A 17,704-nucleotide genomic window follows, 5' to 3' on the forward strand; every position below is an offset into this window, starting at 1 on the left:
ATTATTCAGCATGCACGAGAAAATTATCATCCTCGATTTTGGTTCGCAAACCACCCAGCTAATCGGTCGCAGAGTCAGAGACCTGAATACTTACTGCGAAATAGTTCCTTACAACAAGTTTCCTTTCGGCGATACAACGGTAAAAGGTGTAATCCTTTCGGGTAGCCCTTTTTCGGTGAATGATGCTCAATCGTTCAAGCCGGATCTCAGTCAGATTCGCGGCAAATATCCGGTATTGGGTATATGCTACGGGGCGCAATACCTGGCCTATTCCTCCGGAGGAAAGGTCGAAAAAGGCGATTCGCGCGAGTATGGACGTGCCCATTTGGATAAAATCAATGCTAACGAACCGCTATTCGACGGAATCCCCGAAGGTACACAGGTATGGATGTCGCACGGCGATACCATCACCTATCTGCCCGATAACTTCGAGGTGATAGCCAGCACGAAGGATGTAAAGAATGCTGCATACAAAATAAACGGAGAAACAACCTGGGCTGTGCAATACCATCCCGAAGTATTCCATACAACAGACGGAACGCGTCTGTTGAGCAACTTCCTGAACATGTGTGGGGTGAAACGCGACTGGTCGCCTGTTTCGTTCATCGAATCCACTGTTGCCGAGTTGAAACAGCAATTGGGCGACGACAAAGTAATCCTTGCCCTTTCGGGAGGTGTGGATTCATCCGTTACAGCCGTGTTGTTGAACAGGGCAATCGGCAAAAACCTGACATGTATCTTTGTTGATCACGGTTTGCTCCGCAAAAACGAATTCGAGCAGGTGTTGAAAGACTATGAGCATTTAGGGCTGAACGTTATCGGTATAAATGCCCGCGACAGATTCTACAAGGCATTGGCGGGAGTGACAGATCCGGAGCAGAAACGCAAAATCATCGGAAAAGGATTTATCGACGTATTCGATGAGGAGGCGCATAAACTGAACAATATTAAATGGCTCGGACAGGGAACTATCTACCCTGATATCATCGAGTCTCTCTCCATAACAGGCACAGTTATCAAGTCTCACCACAATGTAGGTGGATTGCCTGAAAAAATGAACCTTAAATTAGTTGAGCCGCTTCGCCTGCTATTCAAGGACGAAGTTCGCAAGGTCGGACTGGAGCTCGGCATGATGGAACATTTGATCAAGCGTCACCCGTTCCCGGGACCGGGGCTTGGCATCCGCATATTGGGCGATATTACGCCCGAAAAAGTAGAGATCGTTCAGAATGCAGACGATATATTTATCCGTGCTTTGCGCGAGCATAAACTCTACGATCAGGTTTGGCAGGCAGGGGCAATCCTGTTGCCTGTGCAGTCAGTCGGCGTGATGGGCGACGAGCGTACGTATGAAAACACGATAGCCTTGCGCTCCGTGACTTCTACCGATGCCATGACAGCCGATTGGGCACATCTTCCGTACGAGTTTCTGGCGAAGGTATCGAACGAAATCATCAATAAGGTAAAAGGCGTCAACCGCGTCGTTTACGATATTTCGTCCAAACCGCCTGCAACCATCGAGTGGGAATAATCCCCACTCTTTTTTTATTATAATTATTCTCATCAATGGAAATCTCTAAACAAGAGGCGGACGAAATCATCCAGCCGATTAAAAAAACCGATCTCATCTACCAGATAGAAGATCGCCCCCCATTCAAAGAAGCGTTGTTTGTCGCTTTACAGCATTTACTCGCAATCTTTGTCGCCATCATTACGCCGCCCCTTATCATAGCGGGAGCATTAGGATTAGATACGGAGACGACAGCATTTCTCGTATCGATGGCTTTGCTGACTTCCGGCGTTTCTACCTTTGTGCAATGCCGCCGTTTTGGAGCTGTAGGTTCGGGATTGCTCTGTATACAGGGGACGAGTTTCTCTTTTATAGGCCCATTGACAGCCGGATTCGGAGGGATGGGTGTAGCTGCCCTTCCTATTATCTTCGGCGTTTGCATGGCAGCCTCGCCGGTGGAAATGATTGTCAGCCGCCTGCTAAAATATACCCGCAAAGTGATAACCCCGCTTGTTTCGGGTATTGTGGTGACGATGATCGGGTTGAGCCTTATCAAAGTAGCTATTATCTCTTGTGGAGGTGGTTTCAGTGCAATGGAGGCAGGAACAATGGGAAGCTATCAGAATTTACTGTTGGCCGGAATTGTTTTGCTTACTATCATCCTGCTGAATAGCGTAGGCAATAAATACCTGCGCATGGGTTCGATTGTTATCGGTTTGATTGTGGGCTATATAATAGCCTATTGCATGGGAATGATTGATTTCTCGCAGCTATCGGGCTTCGGTTCTATAACCGTTCCTGTGCCGTTCAAATACGGATTGGGATTTGATGTAGGGGTTTTCATTGCCATAGCGCTGATTTATTTCATCACGTCTATCGAGGCCTACGGAGACATTACCGCCAACTCGATGATCGGTGGCGAACCGATCGAAGGGCCTAAGTTTATGAAGCGTGTGCAAGGTGGTATTTTGGGCGATGGTATCAGCTCCCTTTTTGCAGGGATGTTTAATGCCTTCCCGACTTCCATATTCGCCCAGAATAACGGGTTGATACAATTGACAGGTGTTGCCAGCCGCTATGTAGGATATTATATTGCCGGATTTCTGGTTGTCCTTAGTGCATTTCCTTTTATCGGAGGGATATTTTCCATTATGCCCGAACCCGTATTGGGTGGTGCTACGTTGTTGATGTTCGGTACAGTAGCCGCTTCGGGTATACGTATTATTGCTTCGCAGAATATCAACCGTAAGGCTATTCTGGTGTTGGCCGTAAGTTTTGCCTGCGGATTAGGGGTCGAGCTTGTTCCCGATATTCTTTCGCAGACACCGGCATGGTTCAAAGGAATTTTCTCTTCCGGCATCGCAACGGGCGGATTAATCGCTATTATCGCCAATCTTGTTATCCGAATTAAAGAATAATGATTATATGAAAATACTGAAAAATCGCATACTGAAAGACGGAAAAAGTTTCGACGGAGGCATCCTCAAAGTAGATAGTTTTATCAATCATCAGATGGATCCTATTTTGATGAAATCCATTGCTGTGGAATTTGTCCGCCGTTTCGGGAATCTGCCCATCAATAAGATAGTTACCATAGAGGCGAGTGGTATTGCTCCGGCCATTATGACCGGCTACCTGTTAGAATTGCCTGTGGTATTTGTCAAGAAGGCCGAACCCAAGACAATGGTCAACCCCGTATCGACAACAGCCCATTCTTTTACCAAAGACCGTGATTATACGATTTGTATAAGCCGCGACTTTCTGAACGAGAATGATAAAGTCCTCTTTATCGACGACTTTCTGGCAAACGGTAATGCAGCAATTGCCGTCAACAATCTCGTAAAAGAGGCCGGAGCGGAACTGCTGGGAATGGGATTTATTATCGAAAAGTCGTTTCAGGATGGCGGTGACAGGCTTCGCGAATTGGATATTAATGTGGAATCGTTAGCAAAAATTAAGGAATTAGGGAATAATAAGATTATATTTGAGGATTGATTAACCTATCAACCAGCAAAATATGTCAGAAGTATGTAAAAATTGCGGACAAACAGCAACAGGTAACTATTGCCCCGATTGCGGACAGACGATGCATACCGGACGAATAGACCTGCACCACATAATACACGATTTTCTTCATGGAGTGCTCCACGTAGATAAAGGAATCCTTTTCACAATCAAAGAATTAACTCTACGTCCCGGGCAAACCATCCGTAACTATCTGGAAGGTAAACGCGCCAAGTATTTCAAGCCTTTTGCCTATGTTTTCATTTTGGCTACTATCTATACGGTGATTATGCATTTTATCGGAGTGCCTATTATAGATGCCAATGATTTTCAGATATCTTCCCGGCCTATACTAGATAGTCCTATTATGCTAACAATGAATGAAATAATAAGGTCTCTATTTAGCATAGTTAATGATCATACAGCCATTTCTACATTGTTATTACTCCCTTTATATGCATTAGGTTCTTTTTTAATTTATAGGAAGGAAAAATATAATTATGGCGAACATCTGGTCATTAATTCCTATATACACGGGCATGCAATGCTGTTACAAATACTTTCTATCCCTGTGAGCTATTATGTATCAAATCTAAAAGTATTGATGCTTGTAACCCCTCTCTCTCTCCTTTTAATAGGTTATATGTATTTCAATGTATTTAATAAATATAAAATGATACCCCGGATTTCGTTACCTTTCCTTGCTTATTTTTTAGGATATATATTTTCTATTTTTGTATTAGGAGGGATTTTTAGTGGTATCATTATCTTTAAATTGAACTTATGATTTCATTGATCTACCATTTTATCTGATGGAAAAAACAATCTTCTATACGCCCGATATTGCCGTTTCTACGGAATTGCCCGAAGAAGAAGGCAAACATGCTGTGCGTGTTTTGCGCAAGACCGAAGGCGATGAAATATACCTCACCGACGGGAAAGGCCATTTCTATGACGCTAAGATTATCGAAGCCAATCCCAAGCATTGCTTTGTCGAAATCGCTAACAGGATAGAAGCCCCTAAAAACTGGAATTTCAATCTGCAGATAGCTTTTGCCCCGACCAAGAATATCGACCGCATCGAATGGTTTGCCGAGAAAGCGACCGAAATAGGCATCGACCATTTTTCGCCTGTCCTCTGCCGCTATTCGGAGCGGAAAGAAATCAAATTGCCGCGAATAGAGAAAATACTCGTTTCGGCCATGAAGCAGTCCCAAAAAGCAATCCTCCCGCAATTGGACGAGATGATACCCTTTGCTAAATTCATCCAACAACCATTCGAGGGGAGGAAATTTATTGCCCATTGCTACGATGGCGAAAAGTCCTTATTGAAAGATACTTACCACAAAGGCGAAAATGTCCTTATCCTTATCGGCCCCGAAGGAGACTTCAGCGAAGAGGAGGTACAAAAAGCGATAGAAGCCGGATTCGAACCTATTTCGTTAGGCGAAAGCCGCCTCAGAACAGAAACTGCCGCTTTGGTTGCCTGCCATTCTATTCATGCGCTGAATTGGTAATCCTTTGACTATCTGTCCTTCCTCTTAAACTACGTTAACTTCCCGAACATATCATATTGAAGCTTGTTTTAATACCATAAATATTAAAACGTCAATAATATGTTAGCCAACGGAACAAAAGCACCCGACTTCAAGCTCAATTGTACTCCCGATCAGGAGTTAGGTCTTAGCGAACTAAAAGGGAAAAATGTAATTCTTGTCTTCTATCCGGCGGATTGGAGCCCCGTATGCAGTGACGAGATGTCGCTCTTCAATCTTTCCCTTCCCTTGTTCGAGAAGCACAACGCAATTGTGATTGGTATCTCGGTAGACAGCAAATGGTCGCACATGGCTTTTGCCAAGGAGCGCCAACTTAAATTTCCTCTTTTAGCCGATTTCGAGCCGAAAGGAGCGATTTCGAAGCTATACGAATCGTATGATGAAAAAGGACATAGCAAACGCTCGATATACCTCATCGACAAAGATGGGGTTATCCGCTGGAGCTACCTCTCGCCCGAAGGAATCAATCCGGGTGTCGACGGCGTTTTGGATGCATTAGAGAAACTAACGAAATAAAACAAAAGATATGGCACTAAGAGAAGCGGTCAGCAAAAAAGACCATATACAGGGCAGTACCAATGCCCCTATCGAATTGGTTGAGTATGGAGATTATCAATGCCCTTATTGCGGGCAGGCATATTATGTAGTGAAGAAGATACAAAAAGAATTGGGCGATAAGCTGAAATTCGTTTTTCGTAACTTCCCACTGACGAATATACATCGCTATGCAGCAAGCGCAGCAATTGCCTCCGAAGTAGCAGGCGGTATGAAAAAATTCTGGGAAATGCATGATATGCTGTTTGAGAATCAAGAACATCTTGACGACAGCCATTTATTACAATATGCCGACGAACTCGATTTGGATGTTGAAAAATTCGAATCAGACTTTTCCAACCCGAAGTACACAAGCAAAGTAGAGGGAGATCTGGAGAGTGGATTAAGAAGTGGAGTAAACGGAACACCTTCGTTTTTCATCAATGGTGAGAAATATGAAGGCGAAATGACAGCCGAAGCTATTTTAGCATTTGCAGGGTTGTAATATTTTCATTTCATCTATAGATAAGGCTTTCTGATTTCAGGAAGCCTTATTGCTTTTATTTTTTGAACCACCCTCTGAAATCGTTGAATGTGAATACTTTTCTTAGATTAATCAACGCATATGCCACCGCAACAGCCAGCAAAACACTGCCGATTATGTACCTGTATTCCCCTTGGAAGCGGATAATATAAAACAATCCTCCTACCAGTAACAGGTTGACTAAAATCATCAGTATATTTTTCCCATCCCAACGGAAAGAAGTCAGCTTCATCCCCATTATAAGAACCGTCAGCAGATACACCACATATGCCGCCAGATAGCCCATGCCCACAGCATCCAGCCCATAAGACGGAAAGAGGTAGTATGCCACGCCCAGAAACGAGCCATAGAATAGTACTTCGGAGATTAAAAACATCACACCCTTATTCCTGGCGAGCAAGACGAAGGCTATCGGCCACGAAAGCACTTTGAGGAAGGTACCCAATACAAACCATTCGAGTAGGGTAGATGCCTGTCCGAATTCGGCAGAATAGAGAATCGTCAGCACCCAATCGGAGAAAAGGAGCATCCCCATAACAATGGGCGAAGCGATGACAAGTACAATATAACTTTGCTCGTTGATGAGCTTGTTCGATTCTTCTTTCTGTTCCGCAATAGCTGACAAGCGGGGGAAAAAATCCGTCCCCATCGAACGGAGAATCAATCCTAAATAGACAGTTGTAATAGTCCATACCGCCTGAAACAATCCGGCTATCTGAATATCCATCATGCGGATAAGATAGGTGCGGATAAGAAACATGCTCACCGTGTAGATGATATTCGAAAGGACAATAAACAAGCCCAGTTTGAGCGTGCTCAATCCAACCTCGAATGCCTCTTTGTTATCTACCTTTACCGGCTGGATTTTCAGTTTACGGTAATAATATTCGGCGCAGATGTACAATATCACGCTGCTGACGATAAGCGCGGGAATAATTCCCTCTGTACCTAAGAAATAATAAAGCGGAACAACTGCCAGCAAGCCGAAAAAACTCGCCCATATAGCCGATTTTGCCATATAGCCGATGCGCTGCATCCCCTGCATGACTACCGAACGACCTGTTGCCATTGTAGAGAAGAAAATGCAGACGGACAAAGCGGCTATTGCCATCGAATACTGCGGATCGCCGAAAGCCCAGAGGCTGATAGGCATACAAAAAACAATACACGTAAACAGCCCGATCCAAGCCGTCAGCCAGAACCATTGTTTGAGGATAGCAATTACTTTGTTGAGGTGTTGCCCGTCATCTTTGGCGGCAGCTGCGGCAATATCTTTCACCCCTCCCGTGTCGATACCCAGATTGGTTACCGAGCGGGTGAGATCGATGATCGATTGGTAAACGCCTATCAGCCCCACGCCCGTTTTACTGAGCAGGACGGCAATAATCTTGGTACGTATTATGCCGATGATAATCGTCACCACCTGCGAACCGCCGAATATACTCGTCGATTTCAGGATTCGGTTATATGAATCGTTTTGTTTTGCCAACTATATAAGGTTTAGACCGATAACAAAGGTAATCAAAAACCATCGAAAAGAAAGAAATTAAATAGAATGTTTGAATTCGCAGAATTGTGACTAAATGAGCTGTCTTGTTCGGATAATCAATCGTTGTGCTGTATAATTGCTGAAATTGCTTTCAAATAGAAAAATGTATGCAAAGTGATCGTCCGATAAATTATAATCACTACCTTTATGCTCTATTTAACCTCATATATAACTAAATAATTTCGAAAACGTATGAAAAGAGACACTGCTATCTTTGATATTATCGAGAAAGAATACCAGCGCCAATTGAAAGGTATAGAGTTAATTGCCTCCGAAAACTTTGTCAGCCAGCAAGTGATGGAAGCAATGGGTTCGGTTTTGACCAATAAATATGCCGAAGGCTATCCGGGGAAACGTTATTATGGGGGGTGCGAAATAGTAGACCAAAGCGAGCAATTGGCAATAGACCGCCTGAAACAGCTATTCGGAGCCGAATATGCCAATGTGCAACCGCATTCGGGTGCACAAGCCAATGCTGCCGTATTTATTGCCTGCATGCAACCGGGAGACAAATTCCTTGGATTGAACCTTTCGCATGGAGGACACCTTTCGCACGGTTCGCCTGTGAATTTCTCGGGATTGGTTTACCATGCGTTGGAGTACAATGTAAAAGAAGATACCGGCTTAGTCGATTACGAGCAGATGGAACAGGTTGCCCGAAGCGAAAAGCCCAAACTGATTATAGCAGGAGCCTCGGCTTATTCCCGCGATTGGGATTACGCCCGCATCCGCAAAATTGCAGATTCGGTAGGAGCGCTTTTTTTGGTGGATATGGCACATCCTGCCGGACTGATTGCTGCCGGATTGCTTAATAATCCGCTTCCACATGCGCATATCGTGACTACCACAACGCACAAAACGCTTCGTGGGCCACGCGGAGGGGCTATCTTGGTAGGCAAGGACTTCGAAAATCCTTGGGGCAAGAAAACACTGAAAGGCGAAACACGCATGATGTCGGCATTGCTCGATTCTGCCGTATTCCCGGGCATACAGGGAGGACCACTGGAGCACGTTATTGCCGCTAAGGCTGTTTCGTTTGCCGAAGCGTTAGATCCTTCGTACAAGGAATATCAGACACAGGTGAAAAAGAATGCAGCCGTTATGGCACAGGCATTTATGGATATGGGCTATAAGGTAATTTCGGGAGGTACGGATAATCACAGCATGCTTATCGACCTTCGCCCTAAGTTCCCTGAACTGACAGGTAAATTAGCTGAGAAGGCGCTTGTAGCAGCCGATATCACGACTAATAAAAATATGGTTCCGTTCGATAGCCGCAGCCCGTTCCTTACATCGGGATTGCGTTTCGGAACTCCCGCTCTTACGACAAGAGGTGTAAAAGAACCGCTGATGGGCGAAGTGGTGGAATTGATAGATCGTGTCCTTTCTGCGCCGGAAGATGAGGCTTCTATCAAAGCAGTTCGCGAGAAGGTGAATAGTATTATGAAAGATTATCCGCTCTTTGCGTGGTAAATTTCTCTCGAAAAGAATAGAAGCTGTCCGGTCATCGGGCAGCTTTTTTTTATGAAAATGTATATTGTTTACGTTTTTTTTCGTTCCTTTGCTGAAGTATAGCAATACAAATTATGTGGCACAATTCAACCATATTCTTATTTAAGATTCGTTTTATCAACCTGATAGTTGAAAAAATGAGACTTCCACACACACACACACACACACGAAATATAATGAATATTTCGGATTAATCAAAATTTCCAGAGTCCTTTTTTTAGAAAAAAGTAAACAAGTAGACAAGTATACGAGTACACGAGAATGGTATAAACTTGTTTACTGGTCAACTCGTCTACTTGTCAACTCAATAATATTTGCTTGTGTTAATGTCAGGGGTATTTCCGGCTGCGACAGCCGTACCTACCTCCCCCCGGCCCCCTCCATAAGAGGGGGAGCGAGGGGCAATATTTCAGTTAACAGTGAGCAGTCAACAGTCAACAACAATACTTTGTCATGCCGAACCTTGTGTGAGGCATCCCGCCCCGTTATCGGAAAGAGATCCCTCGTATCCACTCAGGATGACAATAAAACTAACAGCTATCAGTCAACGGATAACAGTCTAATGTTGCCGCGCCTTTTAGGGCGTGGATATGATTGCATCTTTCAGGAGATGACTTTAGTCAAAGGATATTTGGCTAAAGCCCTTTTTGAACTAACCCTTCGAGACCTCCACTTAAAAGTGGAGGCAATTAAAAAGGATATATATGCGTGGGGTCGCCCGCAAAGCAATATATCAGGCAGACACACTGGTCTGCCCCTACATGAAAACCGAAAGAGATCCCTCGTGTCCACTCGGGATGACAAAGCTAACAATGCAATAATTTTCAAATATTCGAATTTACTAATTTCCAAATTGATATTATTATGAAAAGAACAATCTTGACACAGGCTATTATCATATTAGCCTTCTTAACAACAACAATCGGCCTGCATGGGCAAGTAACTATCGGGAGCAATACACCACCACGGGCGGGGGCACTATTGGACCTGACCGAGGGTGCAACAACCACTCACGGATTGAATATGCCTCGCGTAGAGCTAACTAACCTGAAACCTACTACTCCTGCTGAACTATCGGCCTCTATCGGCGGAAGTGGCAATTGGGTATTGAACGACCATACAGCATTGGCTGTATACAACACCAAAGCTGACCATTGTGCAGTCGACCCTATTTACGAAGGGCTGTATGTTTTCGATGGGACTGAATGGCAACTAATAGGACAGCCGGGTATCTCTGCTGCTGTTTACGAAGTTATTGACCCTCGCGACAATCAGGTTTACTTAGCCCGTAACTTTGGAAGTACCGCTGGCGACTGGATGTTGGAGAACCTCCGCTACGAACCGAAGGCTGCAGATGGCTATACAGGGTATCGTCATGATGCAGGCATGATATCCAGTCCCTACACTGATAAATACTGGGCTTATCCTTGGAAAGGGCCAACCGGTACAGGTGGAACATACTATCCTACCCAAGCCCAGGCCGACTGGGATCCACAGATGGGTATTCTTTACAATTGGTATGCTGCAACTAACGGCGAAAATAGCGAGACAGTAGACCAGGGGCAGATAGCGGGCACTGTTCCCGGTGCGAATGAAGTAGAGGTCAAAAAAGAAACAAGTCCAGGAGCCAAAGATGGAAAAATCCGGGGTATTTGCCCACCCAACTGGCATGTACCTACCGACCGTGAATGGAATGAACTGGAAAAGGAACTCACCGAGCATGCTTCCAGCTATTCTGCTACGGCTAACAGCACATGGTCTTCTACCTGGGAAACGACAGCAGGTGGGCGTGGCCCTACCCTTGGTGAGGCAATGAAGAGCGAGTGTGAGCTACCGGGCCATAACTACGGCTCTCCCAACGGCAAGAGCTTCTCTACGGCGCGGGGTGGCTTCAATGTAGTACTTACGGGCTACGCCGGCACTGCCAAGGCACTCGATTACGGCTACATCGGCTACTTCTGGTCGGCGAGTGCCTACAGCAGCTACAATGCATGGGTCCGGTCTGTCCGTCGTAGCCTCGCGTTTGCAGGCCGTGGCCAGACCGGCTGCGGCAGCCTCTTCTCCGTCCGCTGCAAGAAAAACGACTAATCCACCTCCCCCCTACCCCCTCTACAAGAGGGGGTAATAAAATAAAACAATTTTATCTATATAATAGCCTCCCCTTGTTGGGGGAGGTTGGAGGGGGTGAAAAAACACTGTATCGCGTCAAATATGTCAAGAGTGTCAAGTTTTAACTAAATTTCGATTGATAATCAGCGAAGTAGGTTTTTGGCAAAACTTGACGGCGGTATCAGTCCTGTAAAGAAACGCTTGGTGGCCATTGAGTCACCTTCGTTCGTCGAATTGGAAATTGGCGGAGCCAACAATTGTTTCGAGGAACGTAAACGACTCAATATGTTGACACGATTGTCACTTTTCCGGAACAATGTGCTATCTTTGAAAAGTAAAAGATATGCATTATGAGAGTGAAGGTTTTATTGATTCTATTTATATCGTTCTTTCTTACTTGTGAGCTCATCGCTCAAGAGAAGGAAAAGCCGTCGACGGTGAGTATAACCGCTTCTACATACAAGAAAGAGACAGGAAAAGGCATTGTATTGGTAGATTATTGGGCGGCATGGTGTCCTCCTTGTCAGAAGATGAATCCTGTACTCGAAGAACTGGCAAAGGAATATAAAGGGAAAGTCAAGATCGCTAAATTAGACATCGATTCCAATAAGCAGTTCGCTACCAGACAGGGAATACAATCTATTCCGACGATGATTCTCTACCGCGACGGGAAAGAAATAGGGCGGGCTGTAGGCATCGTTTCTAAGCAGGAATTAGCGAAGGCTCTTGATGAACAGCTTGCGGAAGCTGCTCGAACCAATCGAAGCGAAGATAAGGAATAATAGTAGGTGCCACAGCCTTGACGATAGGGTAGGTGTAGGATTGCTCGCGGACTTCTTCGGTGAATATCGATTTGTTCTGGTCGAATTCTTCTATCACGCTGACCAATACACTCAGCACCAAGAACCACTTTACGGCACAGAATACAGCTCCGGCTACGCGGTTAGGGAAGTTGAGGTGTGCGGCCTTCACAGTGGAATGTATCATCCGCCCTACAAGAAAGAGGACTAACAGGATGAGCAGGAAGGCTACGATATACGACAATGGCCCTATGATATGAGGGGCTGCTCCTGTCCACTCCATCAGGTACGGTGCAATAAAGTCGGCAAGCCATCCCGAGAATATCGCTCCCAGAATGATTCCGGCAAGCATGGCAACCTGCATCACCAGCCCGGTGATATAGCCCCGGATAAGGGTTGCGGCTAATAGGATAAGAACAAATATATCGAACCAGTTCATTGTCATCGGAGGAGTATGGTATATAAACAACAAAAGTAAGAATTTGATTCAATTCTTACTCTTATATTGTCCTAATAATTTAGCGCTCGGCTATCTTATGCTTTAGGATATTCGTCTGAAACAGAAAGTTTCTTTCTTCCTTTAGCACGACGGGCAGCTAATACGCGACGACCATTAGCTGTCGACATTCTTTCGCGGAAGCCGTGTTTGTTCTTTCTCTTTCTGTTTGATGGTTGAAATGTTCTTTTCATCGCTATATAGTATTTTCGTTATTATATTCTGTCGAATCGGGTTGCAAAAATAGGATGTTTATTTCAGAAAAGCAAGGATATTAACGATTTATTTTCTCGTAACGGACAAAACTATAGTCATATCGGTGCTTTTCGTCCGCCGGATGGTCTTCGCGCCATACTTCTTGCCAGCTATTGCTATCTATTGCAGGAAAGAATGTATCCGTCCCTTCGAATTTGTGGTGGATAAGGGTAATATACAGTTTGTCGGCAAAATGAATGGCTTCTTGGTATATTGTCCCCCCTCCGATAATGAAAACTTCGTTCTCTCCTTGACATAGGGCAATAGCATCCTCTATCGAGCCAGCCATCTCCGTATTCGGGTATTGTAACTGCTTGTTCCGGCTGATAACGATATTCCTCCTGTTAGGCAATGCCCCGTTGGGAAGCGATTCGAACGTTTTGCGTCCCATGATAACAGGGCTGCCGCTGGTTACGGATTTGAAGTATTTGAGATCGTTGGGCAAGTGGCACAATAGCTTGTTGTCTTTGCCTATGGCATTGTTCTCGTCTACGGCTACGATGATAGATATTGTCGACATATGCAAATTAGATTATCTATATAATAAACGTTCTTTGATTTTAATAATTCTATATTAGAAGATACGGTATGTCAACTGGAAGTTGAGCATCGGCCACCATCTGAGCCACTTGGTATATTGGTCGGCATCTTCGAAGTTTTCTGTTTTCAGATTGGTCGTATCTACCTTTCTTCCGTTTTGCTTGATGCTATAATCTCCCTGATAGATAACGCCCAATTCGAATTTGAATCCTACCCGGTTTTTTGTAATGGAACGCCCCAAACCGATTCCGGCATAAGGCTTTACGATCTCTCCTAATTGAATGTTGGCATCTAAGCGTCCACCATCAATATTGAGTTCGTTGCCGTCAAATTCCAATTTTGGCCACTCACCATTCGGATCTAAAAGACTCGCCCGTTCGCCAGTGTCTCCATTGAAAAGATAGCCTCTGGCTTTAAGCTGGTTTTTCCCGATGAAAGCGCCTACGGTTATATGGAAAATACCGGATTTCATCGGATGAAAGTCAATGAGTAAGCTTCCATTCAAAAAGTCTAATTTAGGCTTCATTTTATAGTCCGGTACATAGCCTATGGCATCATATAGATGATTGTTGTGGTCGTCGAGCGAAATATCGAACGATCCGGTACTGAAGCCGATGTAGTTGATACCGGCACGCATCTTAAAATAGCTGTTCAGCGGAGTGGCTAATTCTACGCCTCCCCCCATAGTGGATGCGCGCAAGCCAATGCTGAGATGGCTGAGAGGCCCGCCTTCGTAAAATTTCTTTTCTTGTGCAAAAGCTGTTATTGATGCGAGTAATGTAAAGATTGATAATAGAAATGTTTTCATAATAATTTTGAGTATTACTTTAGTGATATTCTTATTTATAATTTATAGTGTATGCATGTTAATCATTCTTTTTGTTGACGGTCAATCCTAAACGGGCGGCTTCTTTCAGCAGGTAATCGTATGCTGCATCGTATTCGTTCGGGATAATTCCATCGAGAATAGCATCTTTGACAGCCGATTTCAATATACCGATTTCCTTAGAAGGGGGAAGCCCGAAAAGCTTCATGATTTCGTCTCCGTCTATCGGCGGCTGAAAGTTGCGGACATGATCTTTTTCTTCTATTTCTTTCAGTTTGTGGCGAACCTTATCGAAATTTTGCAGGTAGCGTTGTACTTTGTTCGGGTTCTTGGACGTGATGTCGGCCTCGCAGAGTGTCATCAGATCGTCGACATCGTCTCCCGCCTCGAACAGCAGGCGGCGCACAGCCGAATCGGATATATCTTCGTCCACCAACACCTGCGGACGCATGTGCAAATCGACAAGCTTCTGCACATACTTCATCTTTTCGTTGAGCGGGAGTTTCAGGCGATTGAAGATTTTAGGCACCATCTTTCCGCCGATGAAGTTGTGGTTGTGAAACGTCCACCCCAAACGGTTGTCCCAGCGTTTTGTCGCAGGCTTGGCAATGTCGTGCAGTACAGCAGCCCATCGCAGCCAGAGATTGTCCGTTTTCAGAGCGATATTGTCCAGTACCATCAATGTGTGGTAGAAGTTGTCTTTATGTCCGATTCCCTCTTTGGTTTCTATACCTTTCAGGGCAACCAGTTCGGGAAATATGATTTCGAGAAGACCTGTCTGCTCCAATTGCAGGAAGCCAATAGAAGGTTTAGGAGATAGGACGATCTTGTTCAGTTCGTCGATGATACGTTCCTGCGAAACGATTTTTATGCGCTCCTTGTTTCGGGTGATGGCATCGAAAGAAGCCGGCTCTATATCGAATCCTAACTGCGCCGAAAAGCGTATGGCACGCATCATCCGCAAAGGATCGTCACTGAAAGTAATATCCGGATCGAGTGGGGTGCGGATGGTGAGATTGTCCATATCCTCCAACCCGCCGAAAGGATCGAGCAGTTCGCCGAAGCGTGCCTTGTTGATACATACGGCCAAGGCGTTGATTGTGAAGTCGCGCCTGTTTTGATCGTCTTTCAGAGTACCGTCCTCCACTATCGGTTTGCGCGAATCCCGTTGGTACGACTCTTTGCGTGCCCCGACAAATTCGATTTCCAAACCTTTGTATTTAAGTTGTGCCGTGCCGAAGTTCTTGAATACAGCGATATGGGTTTTAGGCCCGAGTACTGCGGCTACTGCTTCGGCCAATTCAATTCCCCGCCCTACGGTGACGATGTCGATGTCTTTGGATGGGCGGTGCAGGAATATATCGCGTACATATCCTCCGATGACATAGCATTCCAATCCGAGCTTATCGGCAGTTTCGCCTATCAGGTGGAATATTTTGTCTGAAAATCTTGCTTTTAAATCTTCCGGAGTTATGTACATTTTTGATTTCTTTTTGTATTTTTGACACAATATAGAAGGCTATTTCGGATTCCTTTTATATTTTTGTTAAAAACAGATTACAAAAATAGGATAAAAACTTAGAATTAGATAGAGAACAGCTAAATTAGCCACGAATATTTATATTCTTTGTGCTTGCGAAAGCAACTCCATCCAATTAGAAACCTTAAATTAGAGACAGAATGAAATTATATTTGATCCATACGATTATTAGTCTGATTATAGCAGGAAGCCTTTTATCATCCTGTTCGCCTAAGGACGAAGGAGCCAAAAAACAGCTGGAAATGGCTCGTGTGGCACTGGACAATAATCAGTTCGAACAGGCAAAGAACTATCTCGACAGCATCAAAACGCTTTATCCGAAAGCCTTCGAAGAGCAACGCAACGCTTTTGCTTTACTCGATACGGTACGACGGGCAGAGAACGATTATATCATTCGCCAATGTGACTCACTTGTTGCCGTCAATCAGCCGAAAGTGGATTCGATGAAGAAAGCCTTCCACTACATGATAGACAAGAACTATTATGATGCTGGCATCTTTGTGCCGATTGAGGGCTTTAATGACGGACGACTTCAAATCACAACACTCCGGTCGGGCGTCAAAGAAAACAGTGGGACGCTTTATCTGGAAAGTGTTTATATCGGCGGCAACCAGATGCATAATCAGCTGAAAGTGGCGCTGAAAGACGGCACCTCTGCCGAATCGCTTCCTGTGAACGATGACGGACTGAACTTCCGCTTTACGAATTTGGGTAAGCAGTACGAAATCATCAAGTTCGAAGGAAATGCTTTGGGTGAGGTGGCACAATTTATAGCATCCAATCAGGACAAACCGATAACATTGACGCTGAAAGGCAATAATACCTATTCTTATCAATTGCCTCCTGTAGCCAAGAAAGGTGTAAAGCAATCGACAGACTTATCCGCTGCTATGATATGCATCGATAGCTTGAAGGAGGAAAAGAATAAGGCTGAATTCCGCAACTATAAACTGACAGAGAAGCAAAACCAACAAGCAGAGAGGGAGAAAGATGAAACTAACTAAAAGTATGCGAATACTGAAAGAGGTATATGACTCCCGGCACAATGAGTTTTTGCCTCAGTTTTCGGTCGAGTGTGTTATTCTTGCTTTCAACGACAACGTTTTGAAAGTCTTGCTCCGTCGTGTTGATATGGGCGACAACTGGATTCTTCCGTGGGGATTGGTGCATAAGGAGGAAGATGTAGACGAAACGGCCGAGCGCGTATTGAAAGAATCCACTTCTATAGAAAACAGTTATGTAAAGCAATTCTATCTTTTCGGGCAAAAGGACAGGACTGACAAAGAGCTCGCCGATAAGATATTGACTACCATTCAACCGAAAGATGCCGAAAACCATTGGCTGCGTAGCCGTTTTCTCTCCCTTGCCTATTACGCCCTTGTCGAATATGGCAAAGTCAGAATGGAACCCGAAGAAGGGGAAGAACTTTCGTGGTTCAATGTGGATAAGCTCCCGTCCTTATTTGCGAAGCATGATCAGGTCATAAAAATCGCTTTGCGTACCATACGCTCGAATATCGGTTATGTACCCCTCGGGCGGAAAATGTTACCGGAAAAATTTACGATGCCCGAACTTCGTGCTATATACGAATGCATCTTGGGGCAGGAACTCGACAGGCGTAATTTTCAACGTAAAATGATTTCTACCGGATTAATCATTCCGCTGAATGAAACTTTGAAAAAAGGAGCACATAAATCACCGCATTTATATTGTTTCGATAAAGAAAAATATCAGGAATTGCTCGACAATGATCAAGAATTAGTCCGTATTATTCTTTAAATTTCTTTTCCGTTTATTTGATTGATAAACACTTTCGGGATATTCAATATTTTTTAACAAAAAAAGTTTGTTTCAATTGTAACGATTTTGTTTTCGTGGCGTCATATATGATAGAAGATGTTCTTCGACTTTAATTAACCTCTGAAAAAT

19 protein-coding genes are annotated in these 17,704 nt (G+C 44.5%); 13 read left to right on the top strand and 6 right to left on the bottom strand.

The window, feature by feature from the left end; genetic code table 11:
* The first annotated feature begins 10 nt into the window (after positions 1-10).
* The 7 genes from guaA (at position 11) to D0T66_RS14290 (ending at position 6,109) form a co-directional block, all read left to right on the top strand.
* Positions 11-1,531 carry a glutamine-hydrolyzing GMP synthase gene (gene guaA, locus D0T66_RS14260; protein WP_163357985.1) on the top strand — a complete coding sequence of 507 codons (1,521 nt, stop codon included), beginning with the start codon at positions 11-13 and terminating at the stop codon, positions 1,529-1,531.
* 35 nt (positions 1,532-1,566) lie between these two features.
* On the top strand, positions 1,567-2,928 hold the full coding sequence (locus D0T66_RS14265; RefSeq protein WP_163357986.1) for a nucleobase:cation symporter-2 family protein: 1,362 nt from the start codon (positions 1,567-1,569) through the stop codon (positions 2,926-2,928).
* 7 nt (positions 2,929-2,935) lie between these two features.
* Positions 2,936-3,505, top strand: coding sequence for a xanthine phosphoribosyltransferase (gene xpt, locus D0T66_RS14270; RefSeq protein WP_163357987.1), 570 nt, complete (start codon positions 2,936-2,938; stop codon positions 3,503-3,505).
* Positions 3,506-3,527: 22 nt separating this feature from the next.
* The gene (locus D0T66_RS14275) at positions 3,528-4,301 is read left to right on the top strand and encodes a DUF3667 domain-containing protein (protein WP_163357988.1); all 774 of its coding nucleotides are present in this window, start codon (positions 3,528-3,530) and stop codon (positions 4,299-4,301) included.
* A 25-nt stretch (positions 4,302-4,326) separates the two neighbouring features.
* A complete protein-coding gene (locus D0T66_RS14280; protein ID WP_163357989.1) occupies positions 4,327-5,031 on the top strand; it encodes a 16S rRNA (uracil(1498)-N(3))-methyltransferase in 705 nt (234 codons plus the stop codon).
* 99 nt (positions 5,032-5,130) lie between these two features.
* Entirely contained in the window at positions 5,131-5,586 is a 456-nt protein-coding gene (locus tag D0T66_RS14285; RefSeq protein WP_163357990.1) for a redoxin domain-containing protein, read from the top strand.
* Between the two features lie 10 nt (positions 5,587-5,596).
* On the top strand, positions 5,597-6,109 hold the full coding sequence (locus D0T66_RS14290; protein WP_163357991.1) for a DsbA family protein: 513 nt from the start codon (positions 5,597-5,599) through the stop codon (positions 6,107-6,109).
* A 55-nt stretch (positions 6,110-6,164) separates the two neighbouring features.
* Here D0T66_RS14290 and D0T66_RS14295 read toward each other — a convergent pair whose 3' ends face one another.
* Complete coding sequence (locus D0T66_RS14295; protein WP_163357992.1) at positions 6,165-7,637, bottom strand: O-antigen translocase; 1,473 nt, start codon at positions 7,635-7,637, stop codon at positions 6,165-6,167.
* Positions 7,638-7,889: 252 nt separating this feature from the next.
* Here D0T66_RS14295 and glyA point away from each other — a divergent pair, with 252 nt between their 5' ends.
* The 4 genes from glyA (at position 7,890) to trxA (ending at position 12,100) form a co-directional block, all read left to right on the top strand.
* Entirely contained in the window at positions 7,890-9,170 is a 1,281-nt protein-coding gene (gene glyA / locus D0T66_RS14300) for a serine hydroxymethyltransferase (protein ID WP_163357993.1), read from the top strand.
* Between the two features lie 903 nt (positions 9,171-10,073).
* Positions 10,074-11,297 (top strand): FISUMP domain-containing protein, encoded by a 1,224-nt coding sequence (locus D0T66_RS14305; RefSeq protein ID WP_163357994.1) that lies wholly within the window; start codon positions 10,074-10,076, stop codon positions 11,295-11,297.
* 180 nt (positions 11,298-11,477) lie between these two features.
* Positions 11,478-11,672 (top strand): hypothetical protein, encoded by a 195-nt coding sequence (locus D0T66_RS16260; protein WP_221412233.1) that lies wholly within the window; start codon positions 11,478-11,480, stop codon positions 11,670-11,672.
* On the top strand, positions 11,669-12,100 hold the full coding sequence (gene trxA, locus D0T66_RS14310) for a thioredoxin (RefSeq protein WP_163357995.1): 432 nt from the start codon (positions 11,669-11,671) through the stop codon (positions 12,098-12,100). The genes D0T66_RS16260 and trxA overlap by 4 nt, the downstream gene beginning before the upstream one ends.
* Here trxA and D0T66_RS14315 read toward each other — a convergent pair.
* The 5 genes from D0T66_RS14315 to D0T66_RS14335 form a co-directional block, all read right to left on the bottom strand.
* Complete coding sequence (locus D0T66_RS14315) at positions 12,021-12,563, bottom strand: CvpA family protein (protein ID WP_255489834.1); 543 nt, start codon at positions 12,561-12,563, stop codon at positions 12,021-12,023. The two genes, trxA and D0T66_RS14315, sit on opposite strands and share 80 nt — an antisense overlap.
* An 89-nt stretch (positions 12,564-12,652) precedes the next feature.
* Positions 12,653-12,808 (bottom strand): 50S ribosomal protein L34, encoded by a 156-nt coding sequence (rpmH, locus tag D0T66_RS14320; protein WP_163357996.1) that lies wholly within the window; start codon positions 12,806-12,808, stop codon positions 12,653-12,655.
* Positions 12,809-12,888: 80 nt separating this feature from the next.
* Positions 12,889-13,389, bottom strand: a complete 501-nt coding sequence (locus D0T66_RS14325; protein WP_163357997.1) for a dihydrofolate reductase — start codon at positions 13,387-13,389, stop codon at positions 12,889-12,891.
* Positions 13,390-13,443: 54 nt separating this feature from the next.
* The gene (locus D0T66_RS14330) at positions 13,444-14,217 is read right to left on the bottom strand and encodes a hypothetical protein (protein ID WP_163357998.1); all 774 of its coding nucleotides are present in this window, start codon (positions 14,215-14,217) and stop codon (positions 13,444-13,446) included.
* Positions 14,218-14,275: 58 nt separating this feature from the next.
* Positions 14,276-15,715, bottom strand: a complete 1,440-nt coding sequence (locus tag D0T66_RS14335) for a CCA tRNA nucleotidyltransferase (protein WP_163357999.1) — start codon at positions 15,713-15,715, stop codon at positions 14,276-14,278.
* Between the two features lie 200 nt (positions 15,716-15,915).
* On the opposite strand from D0T66_RS14335, the gene D0T66_RS14340 reads away from it, so the two are divergent.
* Both D0T66_RS14340 and D0T66_RS14345 read left to right on the top strand, forming a co-directional pair.
* Positions 15,916-16,779 carry a hypothetical protein gene (locus D0T66_RS14340; protein WP_163358000.1) on the top strand — a complete coding sequence of 288 codons (864 nt, stop codon included), beginning with the start codon at positions 15,916-15,918 and terminating at the stop codon, positions 16,777-16,779.
* Positions 16,766-17,554 (top strand): NUDIX domain-containing protein, encoded by a 789-nt coding sequence (locus D0T66_RS14345; RefSeq protein ID WP_255489835.1) that lies wholly within the window; start codon positions 16,766-16,768, stop codon positions 17,552-17,554. The genes D0T66_RS14340 and D0T66_RS14345 overlap by 14 nt, the downstream gene beginning before the upstream one ends.
* Positions 17,555-17,704 lie beyond the last annotated feature (150 nt).

This window comes from Dysgonomonas sp. 25, assembly GCF_010501075.1.
In the GTDB taxonomy this organism is placed as follows: domain Bacteria; phylum Bacteroidota; class Bacteroidia; order Bacteroidales; family Dysgonomonadaceae; genus Dysgonomonas.